This window comes from Mycobacterium kubicae (genome assembly GCF_015689175.1).
In the GTDB taxonomy this organism is placed as follows: Bacteria; Actinomycetota; Actinomycetes; order Mycobacteriales; family Mycobacteriaceae; genus Mycobacterium; species Mycobacterium kubicae.
On sequence record NZ_CP065047.1, the window covers coordinates 5,652,407 to 5,669,647 of the forward strand.

Annotated in this window: 16 protein-coding genes; 3 read left to right on the top strand and 13 right to left on the bottom strand. The window is 66.5% G+C overall.

Annotated features, from left to right (window positions below):
• Positions 1-75: 75 nt before the first annotated feature.
• Together I2456_RS26495 and I2456_RS26500 are read left to right on the top strand one after the other, a co-directional pair.
• The gene (locus I2456_RS26495; RefSeq protein WP_085074729.1) at positions 76-1,548 is read left to right on the top strand and encodes a glutamate-cysteine ligase family protein; all 1,473 of its coding nucleotides are present in this window, start codon (positions 76-78) and stop codon (positions 1,546-1,548) included.
• A 20-nt stretch (positions 1,549-1,568) separates the two neighbouring features.
• Positions 1,569-2,261 (top strand): class I SAM-dependent methyltransferase, encoded by a 693-nt coding sequence (locus I2456_RS26500; protein WP_085074704.1) that lies wholly within the window; start codon positions 1,569-1,571, stop codon positions 2,259-2,261.
• Here the strand turns inward: I2456_RS26500 and I2456_RS26505 are convergent.
• The 11 genes from I2456_RS26505 to I2456_RS26555 all read right to left on the bottom strand — a co-directional run bounded on the left by I2456_RS26505 (position 2,255) and on the right by I2456_RS26555 (position 14,524).
• On the bottom strand, positions 2,255-5,197 hold the full coding sequence (locus tag I2456_RS26505) for a PPE family protein (protein WP_085074705.1): 2,943 nt from the start codon (positions 5,195-5,197) through the stop codon (positions 2,255-2,257). The two genes, I2456_RS26500 and I2456_RS26505, sit on opposite strands and share 7 nt — an antisense overlap.
• A 199-nt stretch (positions 5,198-5,396) precedes the next feature.
• Positions 5,397-6,542 carry an ergothioneine biosynthesis PLP-dependent enzyme EgtE gene (gene egtE, locus I2456_RS26510; RefSeq protein ID WP_085074706.1) on the bottom strand — a complete coding sequence of 382 codons (1,146 nt, stop codon included), beginning with the start codon at positions 6,540-6,542 and terminating at the stop codon, positions 5,397-5,399.
• Positions 6,539-7,504, bottom strand: a complete 966-nt coding sequence (egtD, locus tag I2456_RS26515; RefSeq protein ID WP_085074707.1) for an L-histidine N(alpha)-methyltransferase — start codon at positions 7,502-7,504, stop codon at positions 6,539-6,541. The genes egtE and egtD overlap by 4 nt, the downstream gene beginning before the upstream one ends.
• Complete coding sequence (gene egtC, locus I2456_RS26520; RefSeq protein WP_085074708.1) at positions 7,501-8,199, bottom strand: ergothioneine biosynthesis protein EgtC; 699 nt, start codon at positions 8,197-8,199, stop codon at positions 7,501-7,503. The genes egtD and egtC overlap by 4 nt, the downstream gene beginning before the upstream one ends.
• Positions 8,199-9,476, bottom strand: coding sequence for an ergothioneine biosynthesis protein EgtB (gene egtB, locus I2456_RS26525; RefSeq protein WP_085074709.1), 1,278 nt, complete (start codon positions 9,474-9,476; stop codon positions 8,199-8,201). The genes egtC and egtB overlap by 1 nt, the downstream gene beginning before the upstream one ends.
• The gene (gene egtA, locus I2456_RS26530; protein ID WP_085074710.1) at positions 9,473-10,762 is read right to left on the bottom strand and encodes an ergothioneine biosynthesis glutamate--cysteine ligase EgtA; all 1,290 of its coding nucleotides are present in this window, start codon (positions 10,760-10,762) and stop codon (positions 9,473-9,475) included. Before egtA ends, egtB begins: the two co-directional genes overlap by 4 nt.
• Before the next feature lie 133 nt (positions 10,763-10,895).
• Positions 10,896-11,537, bottom strand: a complete 642-nt coding sequence (locus I2456_RS26535) for a sensor domain-containing protein (RefSeq protein WP_068158253.1) — start codon at positions 11,535-11,537, stop codon at positions 10,896-10,898.
• Complete coding sequence (locus I2456_RS26540; protein ID WP_174814213.1) at positions 11,537-11,965, bottom strand: organic hydroperoxide resistance protein; 429 nt, start codon at positions 11,963-11,965, stop codon at positions 11,537-11,539. Before I2456_RS26540 ends, I2456_RS26535 begins: the two co-directional genes overlap by 1 nt.
• 15 nt (positions 11,966-11,980) lie before the next feature.
• Positions 11,981-13,432, bottom strand: coding sequence for a catalase (locus tag I2456_RS26545; protein WP_085074712.1), 1,452 nt, complete (start codon positions 13,430-13,432; stop codon positions 11,981-11,983).
• A 165-nt stretch (positions 13,433-13,597) separates the two neighbouring features.
• Positions 13,598-14,026 carry a hypothetical protein gene (locus tag I2456_RS26550; protein WP_068034357.1) on the bottom strand — a complete coding sequence of 143 codons (429 nt, stop codon included), beginning with the start codon at positions 14,024-14,026 and terminating at the stop codon, positions 13,598-13,600.
• Positions 14,027-14,143: 117 nt separating this feature from the next.
• Positions 14,144-14,524, bottom strand: coding sequence for a hypothetical protein (locus I2456_RS26555; RefSeq protein WP_068034354.1), 381 nt, complete (start codon positions 14,522-14,524; stop codon positions 14,144-14,146).
• A gap of 85 nt (positions 14,525-14,609) precedes the next feature.
• On the opposite strand from I2456_RS26555, the gene I2456_RS26560 reads away from it, so the two are divergent.
• Complete coding sequence (locus tag I2456_RS26560) at positions 14,610-15,077, top strand: SRPBCC family protein (protein WP_085074713.1); 468 nt, start codon at positions 14,610-14,612, stop codon at positions 15,075-15,077.
• On the opposite strand, the gene I2456_RS26565 is transcribed toward I2456_RS26560, so the two are convergent.
• Complete coding sequence (locus I2456_RS26565; protein ID WP_082965719.1) at positions 15,064-16,104, bottom strand: DUF4185 domain-containing protein; 1,041 nt, start codon at positions 16,102-16,104, stop codon at positions 15,064-15,066. The two genes, I2456_RS26560 and I2456_RS26565, sit on opposite strands and share 14 nt — an antisense overlap.
• A gap of 89 nt (positions 16,105-16,193) precedes the next feature.
• A complete protein-coding gene (locus tag I2456_RS26570; RefSeq protein WP_085074714.1) occupies positions 16,194-17,240 on the bottom strand; it encodes an aspartate-semialdehyde dehydrogenase in 1,047 nt (348 codons plus the stop codon).
• Position 17,241 lies beyond the last annotated feature (1 nt).

Sequence of the window (17,241 nt, forward strand, 5' to 3'; positions counted from 1 at the left end):
GACATACGACACTGCATGTAATGGTCCATGATGCGCGTAGTTGCGTCGCGGTCGGTAAACCTGTTGCATCGCAGTGTGGGCGAAGAGGTCAAGCGCACCACGTATGACCGCACACATCGGCGGGAGTACCGGCGCAAGGTGCAACTGTGCTTGGACGTCTTCGAGACGATGCTCGAGCGGTCCAATTTCGATTCCGATCGCCCGCTTACCGGCATGGAGATCGAGTGCAACCTCGTCGACGCCGATTACCAGCCCGCCATGTCGAATCGGCGCGTGCTGGACGCCATTGCCGATCCGGCTTACCAAACCGAGTTGGGCGCCTACAACATCGAATTCAACGTTCCGCCACGGCCGCTTCCCGGACACACCGGGCTGGACCTGGAGGATGAGGTACGCAGAAGCCTCAACGACGCCGAGCAGAAGGCCAACGCCCGCGGCAGTCACATCGTCATGATCGGCATCTTGCCCACCCTGATGCCCGAGCATCTCGACGAGGGCTGGATGAGCGAGTCGACGCGCTATACCGCCTTGAACGAGTCGATCTTCAACGCCCGCGGCGAGGACATTCCGATCAACATCTCCGGTCCGGAGCCGCTGAGTTGGCAGGCGGCCTCCATCGCTCCCGAATCCGCTTGTACCAGCATGCAATTGCATCTGCAGGTGTCGCCGGGCGATTTCGCGGCGCATTGGAACGCGGCCCAGGTGCTGGCCGGACCACAGTTGGCACTCGGCGCCAATTCGCCGTACTTCTTCGGCCATCGGTTGTGGGCCGAAACGCGTATCGAGCTGTTCGCCCAATCCACCGACACCCGGCCCGAGGAACTGAAGACCCAAGGCGTACGACCGCGGGTGTGGTTCGGGGAACGCTGGATCGATTCGGTGCTCGACCTGTACCAGGAGAACGTCCGCTACTTCCCGTCGTTGCTGCCCGAGGTGTCCGACGAGGACCCGGCCGCGGAGTTGGCCGCCGGCCGCACTCCGCAACTGTCCGAGATGCGTTTGCACAACGGCACCGTCTATCGGTGGAACCGGCCGGTGTACGACGTGGTCGACGGACGCCCGCACCTGCGGCTGGAGAACCGGGTGTTGCCGGCCGGGCCCACCGTGGTGGACATGCTGGCCAACTCGGCCTTCTACTACGGCCTGCTGCGCACCCTGGCCGAAGCCGACTCTCCGTTGTGGACGCGCATGGATTTCGTTGTGGCACAGGAGAATTTTCTGGCCGCGGCCAAAGACGGCATCGACGCGCGCATGCGTTGGCCGGAGACCGGGGAGGTCAGCGCGCGCCAGTTGGTGCTCGACGCCTTGCTGCCCATGGCCGACGACGGTCTGCGCCGGTGGGGGGTCGACGTCGAGGTGCGCGAGCGCTTCCTCGGGGTGATCGAGGGACGGGCCAAGACCGGGCGCAACGGCGCCAGTTGGCAGGTGGCCACCGTGGCGGCCCTCGAAGAGGGAGGGCTGACCCGCCCGGCCGCGCTGGCCGAGATGCTGCGCCGGTATTGCGAGCACATGCACGCTAACGAGCCGGTGCACAGCTGGGCGGTCTAGCGGCGCGTACGTTGGGAGCCATGACATCTGAGGTTATGGACTGGGACGGCGCATACCGGGGAGAAGCCGGCTTCGAGGGTCCGCCACCCTGGAATATCGGTGAGCCGCAGCCCGAACTGGCGGCGTTGATCGCCGAGGGGAAGGTCCGCAGTGACGTGCTGGACGCCGGATGTGGGTTCGCCGAATTGTCACTGGCGCTGGCCGCCCAGGGCTACACCGTGGTGGGCATCGACATCACCCCGACCGCGATAGCGGCGGCCACCAAGGCCGCACAAACACGCGGGCTGACCACGGCCAGCTTCGAGCAAGCCGACATTACGTCGTTCACCGGCTATGACGGGCGCTTCGCCACGGTCATCGACAGCACGCTGTTTCACTCGCTGCCGGTGGAGGGACGCGACGGCTATCTGCGGTCGGTGCATCGCGCGGCGGCCCCCGGCGCCAACTATTACGTGCTGGTGTTCGCCAAGGGCGCTTTCCCCGCCGAACTGGAGACCAAGCCCAACGAGGTGGACGAGGAGGAGTTGCGCGCCGCGGTGAGCAAGTACTGGGAGATCGACGAGATCCGCCCGGCCTTCATCCACGCCAACGCCTCGGCGATCCCGAACGAGGTGCCCGAGACCCCGATCGCCTTCCCGCCGCACGACCTCGACGAGAAGGGCCGCATCAAGTTCCCGGCCTATCTGCTGCAGGCGCACAAACCGGCTCAGTAGTTCTGCAGGAAGATTCCGGCGAGATTCGAGCCGATGCTCTCCAGGCCGGACACGAAGCTGTTGACGGTCGCTGTGCCGATGTTGCCGATGCCCGAGACGCCACCGCCCAAGTTAGAGATGCCCGAAGAGATTTCGCCGAAGACGTTGTAGCCCGAGACGCCGTTGAGTCCCAGCGGGTTGCCGGTGAAGAACCCTGAGGCGTTCGAGCCGTTGTTGAAGAACCCCGACACGTTGCCGCCACCGGTGTTGAAGAAGCCCGACGAGGTGAGGATCGAGTCCGTGGTGTTGCCGAAGCCAGGGGCCGGCGGAATCTGGAATTCGAAGAGCTTCTGGCTGTACAGGTGGATGCTGGGGATCGAGACGTCCGGCAGGTTGAAGGCGCCGAGTGAGATGGGCGGGATCCCGAACGAGGGCAGGTCGAACGCTTCGGAGAAGATCTGCGGCAGGTTGAACGCGCCGAGTGAGATGGGCGGAATCCCGATCTGGGGCAGGCTGAACGCCTGCGAAGCGAGTTGCGGGAGATTGAAGGTGCCGATCCCGATGGGCGGGATGGTGAATTGTGGCGTCGTGAACGCCGGCCAACTGAGCTGCGGCAGCAGGAAGTCGCCGATGCCGATCGGCGGGATGGTGAACGGCTGAGTGCTGAATGCCGGCCAACTCAGTTGCGGCAGCAGGAAGTCGCTGAGTGAAATCCTCGGGATGGTCAGCTGCGGCGTCGAGAATGCCGGCCAGCTGACCTGCGGCAGGTCGAAGGGCTGCAGGCTGATGGGGTTGATCTGCAGGGCCGGGATGGTGAAGCCGGAGATTCCGATGGACGGGAATGTGTATGGGCCACCATTGTTGCTGATGTTCAGCGTCGGGAGGGTCATTTGTCCGATGCCGATGCTCGGGAAGGTGAAGCCGCCGAAGGAGCCAGGGTTTTGACTACCCAGCAGTATCTGATTGATGTTGATGTTTCCGAGCTGAATTTGGTAATCAGGTGCCAGCGCGAACCCGGTGTGCAGCGTGATCAGTGTCTGGTCGCCACCAGGAATGATGATGTCCGGGAAGCTGATTGTTGGGAAAGTGAAATTGGGGATACTTATCGACGGCAAGCTCCACGGCGTGATCTTTATCAGCGGCGTATTGAATTCCGGTATCGTTATCTCGGGCAGTTGAATTCCCGGGACCGTTATCGCCGGGGTGTTGATCTGCGGCAGGCTGAACCCACCCACGCTGATGGGCGGTAATTGCCCGGAAGCAATGTTGATCGGCGGAATGGTGATCTCCGGCAGCTGGAATGCTCCCACCGCGAGATTCGCCAGCGTCGCCCCGGACGGAACGCTGATCGACGGCAAGGTGATCGCCGGTGTCTGGAACGCACCCAACATGAGGTTCGCCAAGGTCGCGCCGGACGGCACACTCACCGACGGCAACGTGATCGCGGGCGTCTGGAATGCACTGAGCGCGGCGACCGGTGACAGGAACGGCCCGATGTCGATCGGCGGGACCGTGATCTGGGGCAACTTGAACGCGCTCACCAAAGCCTCGGGCGACACGAACTGACCGATGTGGATGGGCGGAACGTCGATCTGCGGCAGATTGAACGCGCCCACCAGAATCTTGGAGATGTCGACCGGCGGCAGCTGGATATCTGGCGTGGTGACCGCGAAGTAAACCCCGCCCTGTTGGTCTCCGGTCCAGCCGAATCCGTTGTTCAGGTTGCCGGAATTGAACGCGCCGGTGTTGTAATTTCCCCAGTTGGAATAGCCGGTGTTGGTGTTGCCGATATTGAAGCTACCGGTGTTGTACGAGCCCGGGTTGACGTCGCCGGTATTGAAACTGCCGGCATTGTAAGTACCCGTATTCGCCACACCCGCGTTGAAGGCGCCGGTGTTGATCGAGCCCGGGTTGAAGAATCCGGTGTTCGCGATACCCGAGTTCCCGATGCCGGTGTTGAAGCTTCCGGAGTTGAACAGACCGTAGTTTCCGGTACCCGAGTTGAAGAACCCGATGTTGCCAGTGCCCGAGTTGAACAAGCCGATGTTGCCGGCGCCGGAGTTCAGATTGATGCCGAATTGGTTGTTGCCGGTGAGGCCGATGCCGATGTTGTTGTTACCGGTGTTGCCCAAGCCGATATTGAAGTTGCCGGAGTTGGCGAACCCTTGGTTTCCGAATCCGAAGTTCCCGAAGCCGATGTTGGAGGTACCGAGATTACCGAGGCCGATGTTCCAATCGCCGAGATTCGCTGACCCGAGGTTGGACAAGCCGAAGTTTCCGTTGCCGATGTTGCCGGAGCCCAGGTTGCCGAAACCGAAGTCACCGGCGCCGACATTGGCCCAGCCGAGGGAAAGTTGCAGGGACCGCGTCGCCGCGGCGGCCGGCGCGGCGGCGGCTGCCGGCGCACTGGCCACCTGGGATGCCAGACCCGCCAGCGCTTGCAGGGGCTGGGCGAACGGCGTCAACGTCGAAACCGCAGCCGCGGCTTGGGCGTAGTAGTCGAACATCGCGGCCACATCGACGGCCCACATCTCTTCGTAAGCCGCTTCGAACGCCGCGATCGCCGGGGTATTGAAGCCGAACAGGTTGGTCCGCACCAGCGAGAGCAGCCCGGCGCGGTTGGCGTCGATGATCGCCGGATGAACGGTCGCCGCCCGCACCGCTTCGAACGCACTGGCCATCGTGCGGGCCTGCGCGGCCGTCTGCTCGGCCTGCGCGGTGACTGCGCTCAACCATCCGACGTACGGTGCCGCGGCCGCAGCCATCGCCTGCGACGCCGCGCCCTGCCATGAGCCGCCGACCAGACCTGCGGTTACGGAGTTGAATGATGCGGCGGCGGTGCTCAATTCGCTGGCCAGTCCGTCCCATGCTGCCGCCGCCTCCAGCATCGGCGCGGGTCCCGCGCCCAAGAAGATCCGGAGCGAATTGATCTCCGGCGGCAACACTGAGAAGTTCATTCGGCAGCCTTTCTCGCAGACTCAAACGTGGAGCCGCGGGCCACCGCAGGGGTCGCGACCCCAACGCCGGCGCGCGTCATTGGAGCGACAAGCTACCGCACACGCGCCTAATAAGCACCGTCTTTAGTGCCCAAAAAGTTCGATTTTTTACCGAGGTCCGTACCGTCCGCCAGGAGCGATCGCTCCATGCATCCGATCTCTAAGGCATGGTGGCCGAAGTGGCGGCGATCAGTTCCTCGGCGAAGACCTCCAAGTCCGCCGCCGTGGTGTCCACATGCGGCGAAATCCTCAGCACCGGGGCCGTCAGTTCCCGCGGCGCGCGGGCCACTGCGGCGTAGGTGGTGACAATGCCCCGCTCGGCCAGCAACCATGCGCGCACCGCTTCGGGGTCCGCTCCGTCGACTGGCGCGAGCGTGGTGATGGCGCTCGGTTCTTCGGCCTCCTCCACCACTACCCAGCCGCCGACATCGGCCAGCAGGCTGCGGGCGGTGTCGCCCAGTTCGGCCAACCGGGCGCGTATCGAGTCCGGCCCGTAGGCCAGGTGCTCACCCAACGCCACCGAAAACCCGACCCGCGCAGCGACATTGGCTTCCCCGAAACCAAGTTGCTGTGCGATTGAGAGCTCGGCCGACCATTGCGGTGCGGGCAGCCGCGGGGTCAGCTGGGACATCAGCTCGGGTTTCACGGCCAGCACACCCACACCGCGCGGCCCGGCAATCCATTTGCGCGACGAAGAGTACGTGACGTCGGCACCGACTGCGCAATCGATCTGACCCAGGGCCTGCGCGGCGTCGACGACCAGTGGCAACCCGAGTTCGCCGCAGAGTTTGGCCACCATGGCCAGCGGTTGCACCACACCTCGGTGACTGGCCACGGGGGTCAGATGCACCAAGTCCGGTGGGTCGTCAGCGAGTTCAAAGGCCGCATCGTCGAGCGCCAGGCGCCCGTCGGCCAAGGCAGGCAACGTGCGTACTTCGAATCCGTAGGCGTCCATGACCGCCAAGTTGGGCCCGTACTCGCCGGGTAGGCAGGCCAGTGTGCGCTGGTCGGACGGCCAACTGCCCAGCAACAGATCAAGGGCATGCAATGAGCCGGTGGTGAACACCACCTCGGCACCGGGCATTCCGAATAGTTTTGCGGCTGCGGCACGTCCGGCATCCAGCACGGGCGCGGCGGCGTCCGCGGCGACGTATCCGCCCACCTCCGATTCATGCAGCGCATGCTTGGCGACAGCGTCTAGGACCGCGAAGCTTTGTCGCGAGCAGGCCGCGCTGTCCAGATGCAGCCCGGCGAACGGCGGGCGCGCCGCTCGCCAGCGGTCGGCCAGCTCGTCGGGGCGGCTCACTTGGCGGCCAGCGACAATCCGAAATCGCCTGCGTCGTCGGTCCACCAGTGCGTGCGACGCAACCCCGCCTCGGCCAGCTCGGCGTCGACCGCCTGCGGGCGGAACTTACACGACACCTCGGTCAGCATCTCCTCACCGGCGGCAAACTCGACCGTCAAATCCAGGGCACCCACGCGCACCCGCTGCTGGCGCTGCGAGCGCAGCCACATCTCGATGCGCTCTTCTTCGGCGTTCCACCGCGCCACATGCGCGAAGGCATCGACGTCGAAATCCGCGTCGAGTTCCCGGTTGACCACCGACAGCACATTGCGGTTGAACTTCGCCGTCACCCCCGCCGCGTCGTCGTAGGCCCGGACCAGGCGGTCGGTGTCCTTGACCAGGTCGGTGCCCAGCAGCAGGCTGTCTCCCGGGCGCATCACGGCGGCCAACGTAGCGAGGAACTGCGCACGCGGGCCCGGCGTGAGGTTACCGATCGTCGACCCCAAGAAGACGAACAATCGCCGTCCACCGCCGGGGATTTCGGTCAGGTGCTCCTCGAAATCACCACACACAGCGTGGATTTCGACGCCTGGGTACTCGCGCTGAATGGCGTTGGCGGCCGCCGACAACACGTTGGCGTCGACATCGAACGGCACGAACCGGCGCAGCGATCCCTGCCCCCGTAATGCGTCGAGCAGCATTCGCGTCTTCTCCGAAGTGCCGCTGCCCAACTCCACCAGCGTGTCCGCCCCGCTCGCCGAAGCGATGTCGACCGATCGCGCGCGCAGAATCGCCGCCTCGGCGCGCGTCGGATAATATTCGGGCAACCGGGTGATCTGGTCGAACAGATCGCTGCCCACCGAATCGTAGAACCACTTGGGCGGCAACGACTTCGGTGTTTGCTGCAGGCCGTCGAACACGTCGCGCCGCAGCGCGAGATAAGCCGAGTCCTCGGCCAGATGGTTGGACAGCGACAGCGTCATCTGATTCCTTTTCCGTCCAGTGCGGTGATGTTGACTTGATCTCCTGTGACCTCCACCAAATGGTGGTCGGGCACGTCCTCCCAGTCCGGGTCATCGTCATAGGGTTCGCTGGCCAACACCACCCCGTCCGCCCGGCGCAGAATCGACAGGGTGTCTCCCCACGCAGTGGCGACAAGCCGAGAACCGTTGGCCGCCAGAATGTTCAATCTTGCGAGCGGGTCGGCAGCACCCACCTCGGCGATGGTATCGCCCAGCCTGTCCATTCCCCGCTGGAAGATTTCGTCCGCCAATATCGCACTGTCGCAGAGCGATTCAGCCGTGGAACGAAGCGGCAACACGGTGCGGTCCACCACACCGTTGTGCGACAACAACCAGTGTCCGTCGGTGAACGGCGCGGTCGCGCTGACTTCGATCGGCATGCCGACGGTCGCCGACCGCACCGCGGCGATCACGCAGTGGCTGCGCAGCGCCGGCGCCACCGACTCGAACGACGTCTCGCCCCACAGCGGCGCGGCACTGCGCCAGCGCCGCGGCATCTGGCCGTCGAAAAAGCCGACCCCCCAGCCGTCGGCGTTGAGCAGGCCGTGCTTCTGCCGGCGCGGCGCATAGGACTGCACTCGTAACCCTTGCGGCGGATCCCACATCAACGAGGACACCGGCACCTGCGCGCCGAGCCATCCGAGGTGACGGCACATCAGACGTCCCAGGCCAACCGGACACCGGAGAAGATCTGCCGCCGGATGGGGTGGTCCCAGTTGCGGAAGCTGGGCCGCAGGATGGCCGGTTCGACCGCCCACGATCCGCCGCGCAGGACGCGGTAGTCGCCGTCGAAAAACGGTTGTGAGTAGCGCTCGTAGATCATCGGGACGAACCCGGGCCAGGGCCGCAACGGCGAACTGGTCCACTCCCATACGTCACCCAGCAGCTGCTGGGCGCCGTAGGCCGAGGCGCCCGCCGGATAGGCGCCGACGGGCGCCGGACGTAGCGCCGCTCCACCCAGGTTGGCGTGCTTGGCCGTCGGCTCCGCGCTGCCCCAGGGGTAGCGCCGCCGCGAGCCGGTCACCGGATCCCAGGCGCAGGCCTTCTCCCATTCCACCTCGGTGGGCAGCCGGGCACCGGCCCAGGCCGCGTACGCCTGCGCTTCGAAGTAGGTGACATGCTGCACCGGCTCGTCGGCGGGAATGTCCTCGACGTAACCGAAGCGGGTGCGTGTCGCGGCATCGGGGCCCCAGAATTGCGGCGCGGTGAGTCCCGCGCTCTGCCGGTGTTGCCAACCCCGCTCTGACCACCACCGCCGCTGGTGGTAGCCGCCGTCGTCGATGAACTGCCGCCACTCCCGGTTGGTGACCGGTACCCGGCCGATGCGGAAGGACGGCACGTCGACGACGTGGGCGGGACGTTCGTTGTCCAAGGAGTACGGTTCGCTGGCGGCATCCACGCCGAGCACGAAGGGGCCGCCGGGCACCAGCACCGAGGTGCCGGCCAGATCCGGCTGCCCAGGCGGCAAGGCGGCCGCCGCCTGCAGTAGCGGCGCGCCGGTCCGCAGGTTCAGCGCTTGCAGCATGGTCTCGTTGTGTTGGTTCTCATGGCTGATGACCAGGCCAAATGCGAAGTCGTCGGCGTCGTCGGCCAAAGTGTCCAAGGCGTCGAGTGCCGCCGAGCGCACGGTCTGGCAGTACGACCGTGCTTGCTGCGGGGAGAGCAGCGGCAGGTCGACCCGACTGGCCCGGTCGTGGACAAAGGCGTCGTAGAGTCCCTCCACCGCCGTCGGGAGCAGTCCGGGCCTGGTCGTGTCGCCGCCGCGCAGCAGCCACAGTTCTTCTTGCTGACCGATGTGCGCGAGGTCCCACACCAGCGGGCTCATCAGCGGGTCGTATTGACGGCGCAGTTCGGCGTCGTCAAAGTCGACCAGCCGCAGCGTGCGGTTTCGGGCCCGCTGCAGGTCGGCAGCGATCTTCTCACGCGTGGTCACGACTTTCCTTGCGCCAACTGGGCCACGGTCGGGGCGATGCCGTGGGCGATCACCCGGTCAGAGAAGTCGTCGGCCGGACACCGGCCCGCCTCGACGCTGACGATCAACCGCTGCATGGCGTCGGTGAGTTCGGCGGGCACCCGCTGGGCGGCGATGGCCAAGCATCGGTTGGCGGCGGTGTGCAGGCGGCGGTCACCCAGGCCGACGCGGGCGGCGATGTCCCATGCGGTGGCCACCGGTTCGACGGCCTCGGCGGCCAGGTCGGCCGCGACCGGGTCGTCGAGCAGTGCCACCAGGGTGAACACGATTGCGGGCCACAGCTCGCCCGGAGCGCTGTCCAGGTAGCGGATCTCGAGCCATCGGCGCGGGCGTACCGGCGGGAAAAGCGTGGTCAGGTGGTAGTTGAGGTCGGCGACGGTGGGTCGACGACCGCCCAGCAGCACCCGGCCGTCGACCCAGTCGGTGAAGGGCACGTAATCGGTGACCGCCGACGGGTCCGGGTCGAGCACCATCATCACCGGCGCCTTCAGCGCGTAGCGGGCCCAGTCGGTGCCGGGGTCGTCGGCGCTGACGCCGAGGATGGGTCCGCACCGCGCCGAGTCCATCTGTCCCCACACCCGCTGCCGGGTGGACTTCCAGCCGGAGAACTCGCCGCCGATCATCGGGGAGTTGGCCGCGATCGCAATCATCGTCGGCCCGAGTGCGTGTGCCAGTCGCACGCGCGCGGCCCACCCCGACTGCGGCCCGGCATCCAGATTGACCTGGATCGAGGCGGTCGAGGTCATCATCGCCGCGCCGGCGGCCCCGCTGTGGCTGGCGCCGAAGAACTCCTCCATGGCGCGGTAGCGCAGCCCGGGATTCACCCGCATCGGCGGGCGCAGCGGATCGGCGCCCAGGGCCACCAATCCCAAACCGGAATCGGCGAACGCCGACCCCAGCACGGCCTGGTCGGCGGCCATGGCGTCGATGGCCGCGACGATGCCGTCGGCCGGGGGTCCGGACAGTTCCACCGCACCACCGGGTTCCACGGTGACCGCGCTGCGGTTCGGCAACGGACCCAGCCAGTCGACGACGTTGGAGATCTCCGACCAGGACGGCCGACGCGACGGGTCCGCCGGGTCGAAGCAGTGCGCCTCGAGTTCCAGGCCCACGCGTCCCAACGGGCCATCGACGAGGCATCCGTCCGCGATGTATTTCGCGGCGGCCGCCGAACTGGTCATCTCGACGTCATCGCGGCGGGCATTCCCCAGCGGGGAAGCCGCGGCGGTGGTTGCGCCGAACGTCATGTCACGATCCCTCCGGGCCACGAGCGTCTTTCGCAGCCTAGGTTGCGCGGGCTATCCCTAGCGACAGCCGCCAACACTTCATCTTCCAGATCGCACCGACATATTCCCGCCGCCCTGGGAGTCCCCGTACCCGCTACTGTCCCAGCGCGTTTTGCATCGCGCCGGCCAGCACATTGACCGCAGGACCGGCGTTGCCAGATTGGCAGACCTTGGCCTGCAACAACACGTTTTCACGCAGCCGGGTTTGAACGAAGCAACGGCGGTCGGTGTCGGCTTCCTGCTTGGTCCAGGCTTCGTCGGTGGCCGTCGCCGGGCCACCGCTGAACGACCACACTTGCGTGGAACCGTCGTCGAAATGCACCGCGGTGGTCTGGCCCGGACAGCCCACGGTGCGATCGACGACCCGGTGAAATGCCCGCGCTGCGGCGTCGTTGGTGGCGAACACGCCGACCGCCTGTTTGACCAGATGGGTCTGATCGGTGGCCGACGTCTGGGTGGTGGCCCCGTTGAACGACGCCAGGTCCGGGTCGTTGTAGACCTCGGGCAATCCGACGTCGGCCCAGTTGTTGCACTCGGGCGCATCCACCCATTCCGGCTGGAACGGCCGGGTGAAGGTCGACTCCGAGCCCATCGGTCCGCCGACGATGTTGCCGACCGATCCCTTGCCGAGGACGGCGTAGTTCACCACCCCCGGCTCCGACGGGCGGGCTTGGGCTACCGGGACCGCCAGCGTGCCCCCGATGGCCAGAGTGACCGCCACCTTGGCTGCGCGCATCAGACCTTCGCTGACACCGCAACGTCGACGTTGCCCCGGGTGGCCTTCGAATACGGGCACACCTGATGGGCTTGTCCGACCAAGTCGTCGGCGACGCTCTGCTCGAGCCCGGGCAGGTAATCCACGATCGTGCCGGTGAGACCGAAGCCGCCGTCGGAGTCCTTGCCGAACCCGATCTCGACGGTCACCGTGGTGGCGTCGTCGAGCTTGATCTTGGACTTGCCCGCCACCAGCCGCAGCGCACCCAGGAAGCACGCCGCATAACCGGCCGAGAAGAGCTGCTCGGGGTTGGTGCCCTCGCCGTTGCCTCCCATGGCTTTTGGCGGCCGGGTGTCCAGGTCGATGCGGCCGTCGTCGGACTTGACGTGGCCGTCGCGGCCGCCGCCGCTGGCCGTCGACGCGGTGGTGTAAACGACTTCGATGCTCATGGGCAAGATCATGCCCTACTGGCCCGAGTTGGCCCGCACCCCTTCCTCGACCTTCTTGCCCAGATCGGCGTCGACATTGCGCCAGTACTCGAACACCCGCGACAGCACCGGTTCCTTCACGCCTTTGGACACGTGGCCGACGATGTTGTGCACCAGGCGCTCCCGGGCGTCGTCGTCGAGAACTTCCCGGACCAGCGTGCCGGCCTGGCTCCAATCGTCGTCTTCGGCGCGCAGGGTGTAGGCGGCGCGGATCATCTCGCCGTCGGCTTGCCACCGGATTTCCGCGGCGCGGGCCGGGTCGGCGTGTGGGCCGCCGTAGGAGTTCGGCGCGTACACCGGATCGGTGGTGTTCCTGATCCGCATCGCACCGTCTTTGGAGTAGCTGTGCACCGGGACCTTCGGCTCGTTGACCGGGATCTGCCGGTAGTTGGTGCCCAACCTGGCGCGGTGAGCATCGGAATAGGAGAACCCGCGAGCGAGCAGCATCTTGTCCGGGCTCAAGCCGGTGCCGGGCACGATGTTGTTCGGTTCGAAGGCGGCCTGCTCGATCTCGGTGTGGTAGTCGGTGACGTTGCGGTCCAGCGTCAACTTGCCGACGTCGATCAGCGGGTAGTCGCCGTGCGGCCACACCTTGGTCAGGTCGAACGGATTGAAGCGATAGGTCTTAGCTTCCTCGAACGGCATGATCTGCATCTTGAGCGTCCAGCTCGGGAATTCGCCTCGCTCGATCGACTCGTACAGGTCGCGCTGGTGGTAGTCGCCGTCCTCACCGGCCAGTCGGTCGGCGTCTTCTTGAGTCAGAAAGTCGACGCCTTGATCCGACTTGAAGTGGTACTTCACCCAGAAGATCTCGCCGGCGGCGTTGATCCAGCTGTAGGTGTGGCTGCTGTAGCCGTTCATGTGTCGCCAGGTCTTGGGGATCCCGCGATCGCCCATCAGCCACGTCACTTGATGCGCCGATTCGGGCGACAAGGTCCAGAAGTCCCACTGCATGTTGTGGTCGCGCACGTTGCTGGCTTGCAGGCGCTTCTGGGACCGGATGAAGTGCTGGAACTTCATCGGGTCGCGCATGAAGAAGACCGGCGTGTTGTTGCCGACCATGTCGAAGTTCCCCTCCGACGTGTAGAACTTCAGCGCGAAGCCGCGCGGGTCGCGCCAGGTGTCTGGGCTGCCGCGCTCGCCGGCCACGGTGGAGAACCTGATCAGCGTCTCGGTTTTGGTCCCCGGCTGAAATACCGCGGCCCGGGTGTACTGGCTGACGTCGTTGGTCACCTCGAAGTGGCCGAACGCGCCGCCGCCCTTGGCATGCGGTTGACGTTCCGGGATGCGCTCCCGGTTGAACTGGGCCATCTGTTCGATCAGGTAGTGGTCCTGCAGCAGGATGGGACCGTCGGGCCCGACGGTCAACGACTGATCGTCACTGGGCGCGGGGGCCCCGGCGTCGGTGGTCGTGTAGGGCTGAGTCATGCGGTACTCCTCGTCAACTAGGGCTAAATCAACGAAACATCAATGGCGGCAACAGCATTGCGGTACGGCACCGACCACATGCACTGGCCGACGACAGGGGGGATCACGGCGCCCAGTATGCGCCGATTCTGGAACGAATCAAGAAAGGCGAGCCTTGCCGAAACGCTAGGGGCGAGCCGGCGCGGTACTGGGACCGGGGCTCGCCGGTGCGGGTGTCGCGCTGCTGGGGCCGGGGGCCGGGCCGCCGTTGGCCGGAGCGCCCGGTCCGCCGGGGAAGCCGGGGCCCATGCCCGGAGGCGGTGGGCCGGGGTAGCGGAACTGCCACCCGGGACCGGGGCCGGGCCCGCCCGGGCCACCCGGAGCGAACATGCCGTGATGGTGGTGGCGGTGGTGGTGATGGTGGTGACCGAAGATCATCGCACCGGTGAAGAACAGGGTCGACGCGATGAAGATGATTCCGGCGACAATCACCACCCATGCCGCGGCCTGGTACAGCCGGGGCGGCTTCTCCAGGTAGGCGGGACCGCGATGCGGCGGCGCGGGTTCGGTAGCGACCGGACGCGGCGGGGTTGAGGATTCGGGTGTTTCACTCATGCCTTCGAATATGGCCCGGGTCGCGGCAACCGTAAAGGGCTACCAAGACAAAGTTGTTATGAAGTGATGTAGCCCGGTGCTCGTCAAACGAGCACCGGGCTACTGGTTGCAAGTGTTCTACCGACCGGGTGTGGGGGCCGGCGCGCCCGAGGGCGCCACCGAAGAGGGCACCTGACCGGGACCGGTCTGACCGGCGCCCGGGTTGGCGCCCTGGCCTCCGCCGCCGGTTACGGCGCCGGGTCCACCGCCGGGTCCGCCGGTACGGTGCCACAACGCGTGATGCCCGTGGTGGTGGCCGTGGTGGCCGCCGCCGTTGTGCATCCCGAGCCGGAACCCGGTGAAGAAGATGACCGACACGATGAAGACGATGCCGGCGACGATGGCCACCCACGCGGCGGCTCGGAAGACCTTGGGGGTCTGGTATGCCGGTGCGTTGGCTGGCGCAGGTGCTACCGCGGTCGAAGTCCGCGCAGTTGGGGTGTCAGAAATTTCGCTCATGAGACAGATGATGCGGGGGAAACCAGTAGTGGCCGCTATGCGCAACTTATGTAGCAGCTGTGAGCGCGGGGAATACGATTGGCCAGTGCAGGGAGCAGTGACCGTCCACATGCAGGCGCCCGCCATGGCCATCTGGCGGCTGGTCGCCGATGTCCGCAATACCGGCCGCTTCTCGCCGGAGACTTTCGACGCCGAGTGGCTCGACGGTGCCACCGAGCCGGCGGTCGGGGCCCGCTTCCGCGGGCATGTCAAGCGCAACGAGATCGGGCCCGTGTACTGGACCACCTGCCGGGTGACGGCCTGCGACCCCGGTCGTGAGTTCGGTTTCGAGGTGCTGCTCGGTGACCGAGCGGTCAACACCTGGCATTACCGATTCACCCAGACGGACGACGGCACGGACGTGACCGAGTCGTTTCGAGTGCCGGTGCCGGCCTGGTTGCGGGCGACCTCGTTCCTGGGATTTCTGCGCAAGCGGCGCAACCTGCGCGACATGCGCACCACCCTGGAACGCATCAAGGCTGTCGTCGAAGCTGACCGGATCACTCCGGCTTGAACGGGTTCACCGCGAACTGAATGACCCGGTACGGGCCGGTCTCCCGCGGCCGGGTGTTCCACTGGCTGACGAAAATCCGCAGCTCGTCGAGCGTCGATCCCGGCGAGATGTACCCGCCGTACGGTTGCGCCAGGCGGTTGTCCTGTGGGGCCGGCAGGCTTTCGGCGGGGTCGGGCCAGTCGTCGTGTTGTACCACCGTGGTGACCGGGGCGGTGCCCAACTGCGTCGGGTCATGAGCCACCCGGACTTCCATGTCGCCGGTGCTGGCGTTGAAGTAGGACAACACCGTCTGGCCTTCGATCTGGCGGATGCTCATCTCGCCGACCAGGTCCGGCCACAGCGGTGTGGGCGGCTTGTTCCAACCGCCGTCGGGTCCGGCCGCCCAGCCCTGCCAGCGCCCCCGGTCGGTGAAGGCTTCGGGCGTGACCCGGTAGAGCACCACCGGCTGCCTGCGGGTGAAGCTGTTGGCGACGATGTAGACCCAGCCGGTCGGTGAATCTGGCGTCGGGATCGGGTCGTAGTAACCGCTGATCTGCGTCTGGCGTCCGTCCTGGTAGGCGGGTTCGCGCGCCGAGCCCGGTACGGTGCGCCACCGTCCGCGCGCGGGTTCGGCCGTCACCAGCCGCGAAGTCTGCGGCTCGAGGTTTCTGGCCGTGGTGATCATCAGGTAGTTGCGGCGATTGATCTGCACCACTCCGGCGGGCAACTGCGAGGTCTGCGGCGGCGTCGGATCGGCCAGCAACGGCTCCCATACGCCCATCACGCCCGAGTAGCGCACACCCTCGGGGTCGTCGACCGAAGCGGTGTCGACGCGCAAGGCGATCGGTGCGAAGTCGCGACCGAAGCCCACCCCTTGCCCGGGGAAGCTGTCCCCGCAGATCTGCAGCACTTCTGCTGGGAACTCCATGAATTCGCAGAGGTCCGTCGCCCCGACGTTGAAATCCCTTGTGGGCGTACCGGTTCCGGCTGACGGCCCGATCCGCAGCACCTGACCCGGCTCGAGCGGCTGCACGACCGGCTCGGGCATCGGCGCGGGAGGGTCCGCGTGCGCGACGGGAAAGCATTGCGAGGCAACCACCCACGCGAAAGCGGTCAGCGTGGCCGCGCGAGCCGAGCTCACAATTGGGCGGCGAGCAGCTCTGCAATCTGGATGGTGTTCAGCGCGGCGCCCTTGCGCAGATTGTCGCCCGAGACGAACAGCGCCAGGCCGCGACCATCCGGCACGCCGGGGTCCTGCCGGATGCGACCCACCAGTGATTCGTCGACCCCCGCGGCGGCCAGCGGTGTCGGCACCTGGACCAGCTTGACGCCCGGGGCGTCCTTCAGCAGTTCACGGGCCCGCTCGGGGGACAGCGGCCGGGCGAATTCGGCGTTGATCGACAACGAGTGGCCGGTGAACACCGGCACCCGCACGCAGGTCCCGCTGACGTGCAAGTCGGGGATGCCGAGGATCTTGCGGCTCTCGTGGCGCAGCTTCTGGTCCTCATCGGTCTCACCGGAGTCGTCGTCCACCAGCGAGCCGGCCAGCGGCACGATGTTGAACGCGATGGGCGCGACGTACTTGTTCGGCGGCGGGAAGGTCACGGCGCCGCCGCTGTGCACCAGCCGCTCGGCGTCGCCGATCACCGCGCGCGCCTGGGTGGCCAACTCTTCGACCCCGGCCAGCCCGCTGCCCGAGACGGCCTGATAGGTCGAGACCACGATGCGCACCAGCTGAGCTTCGTCGTGCAGCACCTTGAGCACCGGCATCGCGGCCATGGTGGTGCAGTTCGGGTTGGCGATGATGCCTTTGGGCCGGTTTGCCGCGTCGCGGTCGAAGTTGACCTCGGACACCACCAGCGGCACGTCCGGGTCTTTGCGCCACGCCGAGGAGTTGTCGATCACCGTCACACCGGCGGCGGCGAAGCGCGGCGCCTGCACCCGCGACATCGATGCGCCCGCGGAGAACAGCGCGATGTCCAGCCCGCTCGGGTCGGCGGTTTCGGCGTCTTCCACCTCGATCTCTTGCCCCCGGAAGGACAGCTTGCGGCCCTGTGACCGGGCCGAGGCGAAGAACCGCACCGATTCGGCGGGGAAGTCGCGCTCGTCGAGCAGGGTCCGCATCACCTGGCCCACCTGACCGGTGGCCCCGACGACGCCGATCGACACACCCTTTGCGCCCATA

What these genes read in the sequence shown, in the direction of transcription:
- I2456_RS26500 (WP_085074704.1), top strand. Translation starts at nt 1,569, where the DNA reads ATGACATCTGAGGTTATGGACTGGGACGGCGCATACCGGGGAGAAGCC.
- I2456_RS26505 (WP_085074705.1), bottom strand. Translation starts at nt 5,197, where the DNA reads ATGAACTTCTCAGTGTTGCCGCCGGAGATCAATTCGCTCCGGATCTTC.
- egtD (WP_085074707.1), bottom strand. Translation starts at nt 7,504, where the DNA reads ATGACGCTGTCGCTGTCCAACCATCTGGCCGAGGACTCGGCTTATCTC.
- egtC (WP_085074708.1), bottom strand. Translation starts at nt 8,199, where the DNA reads ATGTGCCGTCACCTCGGATGGCTCGGCGCGCAGGTGCCGGTGTCCTCG.
- egtA (WP_085074710.1), bottom strand. Translation starts at nt 10,762, where the DNA reads ATGACGTTCGGCGCAACCACCGCCGCGGCTTCCCCGCTGGGGAATGCC.
- I2456_RS26535 (WP_068158253.1), bottom strand. Translation starts at nt 11,537, where the DNA reads ATGCGCGCAGCCAAGGTGGCGGTCACTCTGGCCATCGGGGGCACGCTG.
- I2456_RS26540 (WP_174814213.1), bottom strand. Translation starts at nt 11,965, where the DNA reads ATGAGCATCGAAGTCGTTTACACCACCGCGTCGACGGCCAGCGGCGGC.
- I2456_RS26545 (WP_085074712.1), bottom strand. Translation starts at nt 13,432, where the DNA reads ATGACTCAGCCCTACACGACCACCGACGCCGGGGCCCCCGCGCCCAGT.
- I2456_RS26550 (WP_068034357.1), bottom strand. Translation starts at nt 14,026, where the DNA reads ATGAGTGAAACACCCGAATCCTCAACCCCGCCGCGTCCGGTCGCTACC.
- I2456_RS26555 (WP_068034354.1), bottom strand. Translation starts at nt 14,524, where the DNA reads ATGAGCGAAATTTCTGACACCCCAACTGCGCGGACTTCGACCGCGGTA.
- I2456_RS26565 (WP_082965719.1), bottom strand. Translation starts at nt 16,104, where the DNA reads ATGCCCGAGCCGGTCGTGCAGCCGCTCGAGCCGGGTCAGGTGCTGCGG.
- I2456_RS26570 (WP_085074714.1), bottom strand. Translation starts at nt 17,240, where the DNA reads ATGGGCGCAAAGGGTGTGTCGATCGGCGTCGTCGGGGCCACCGGTCAG.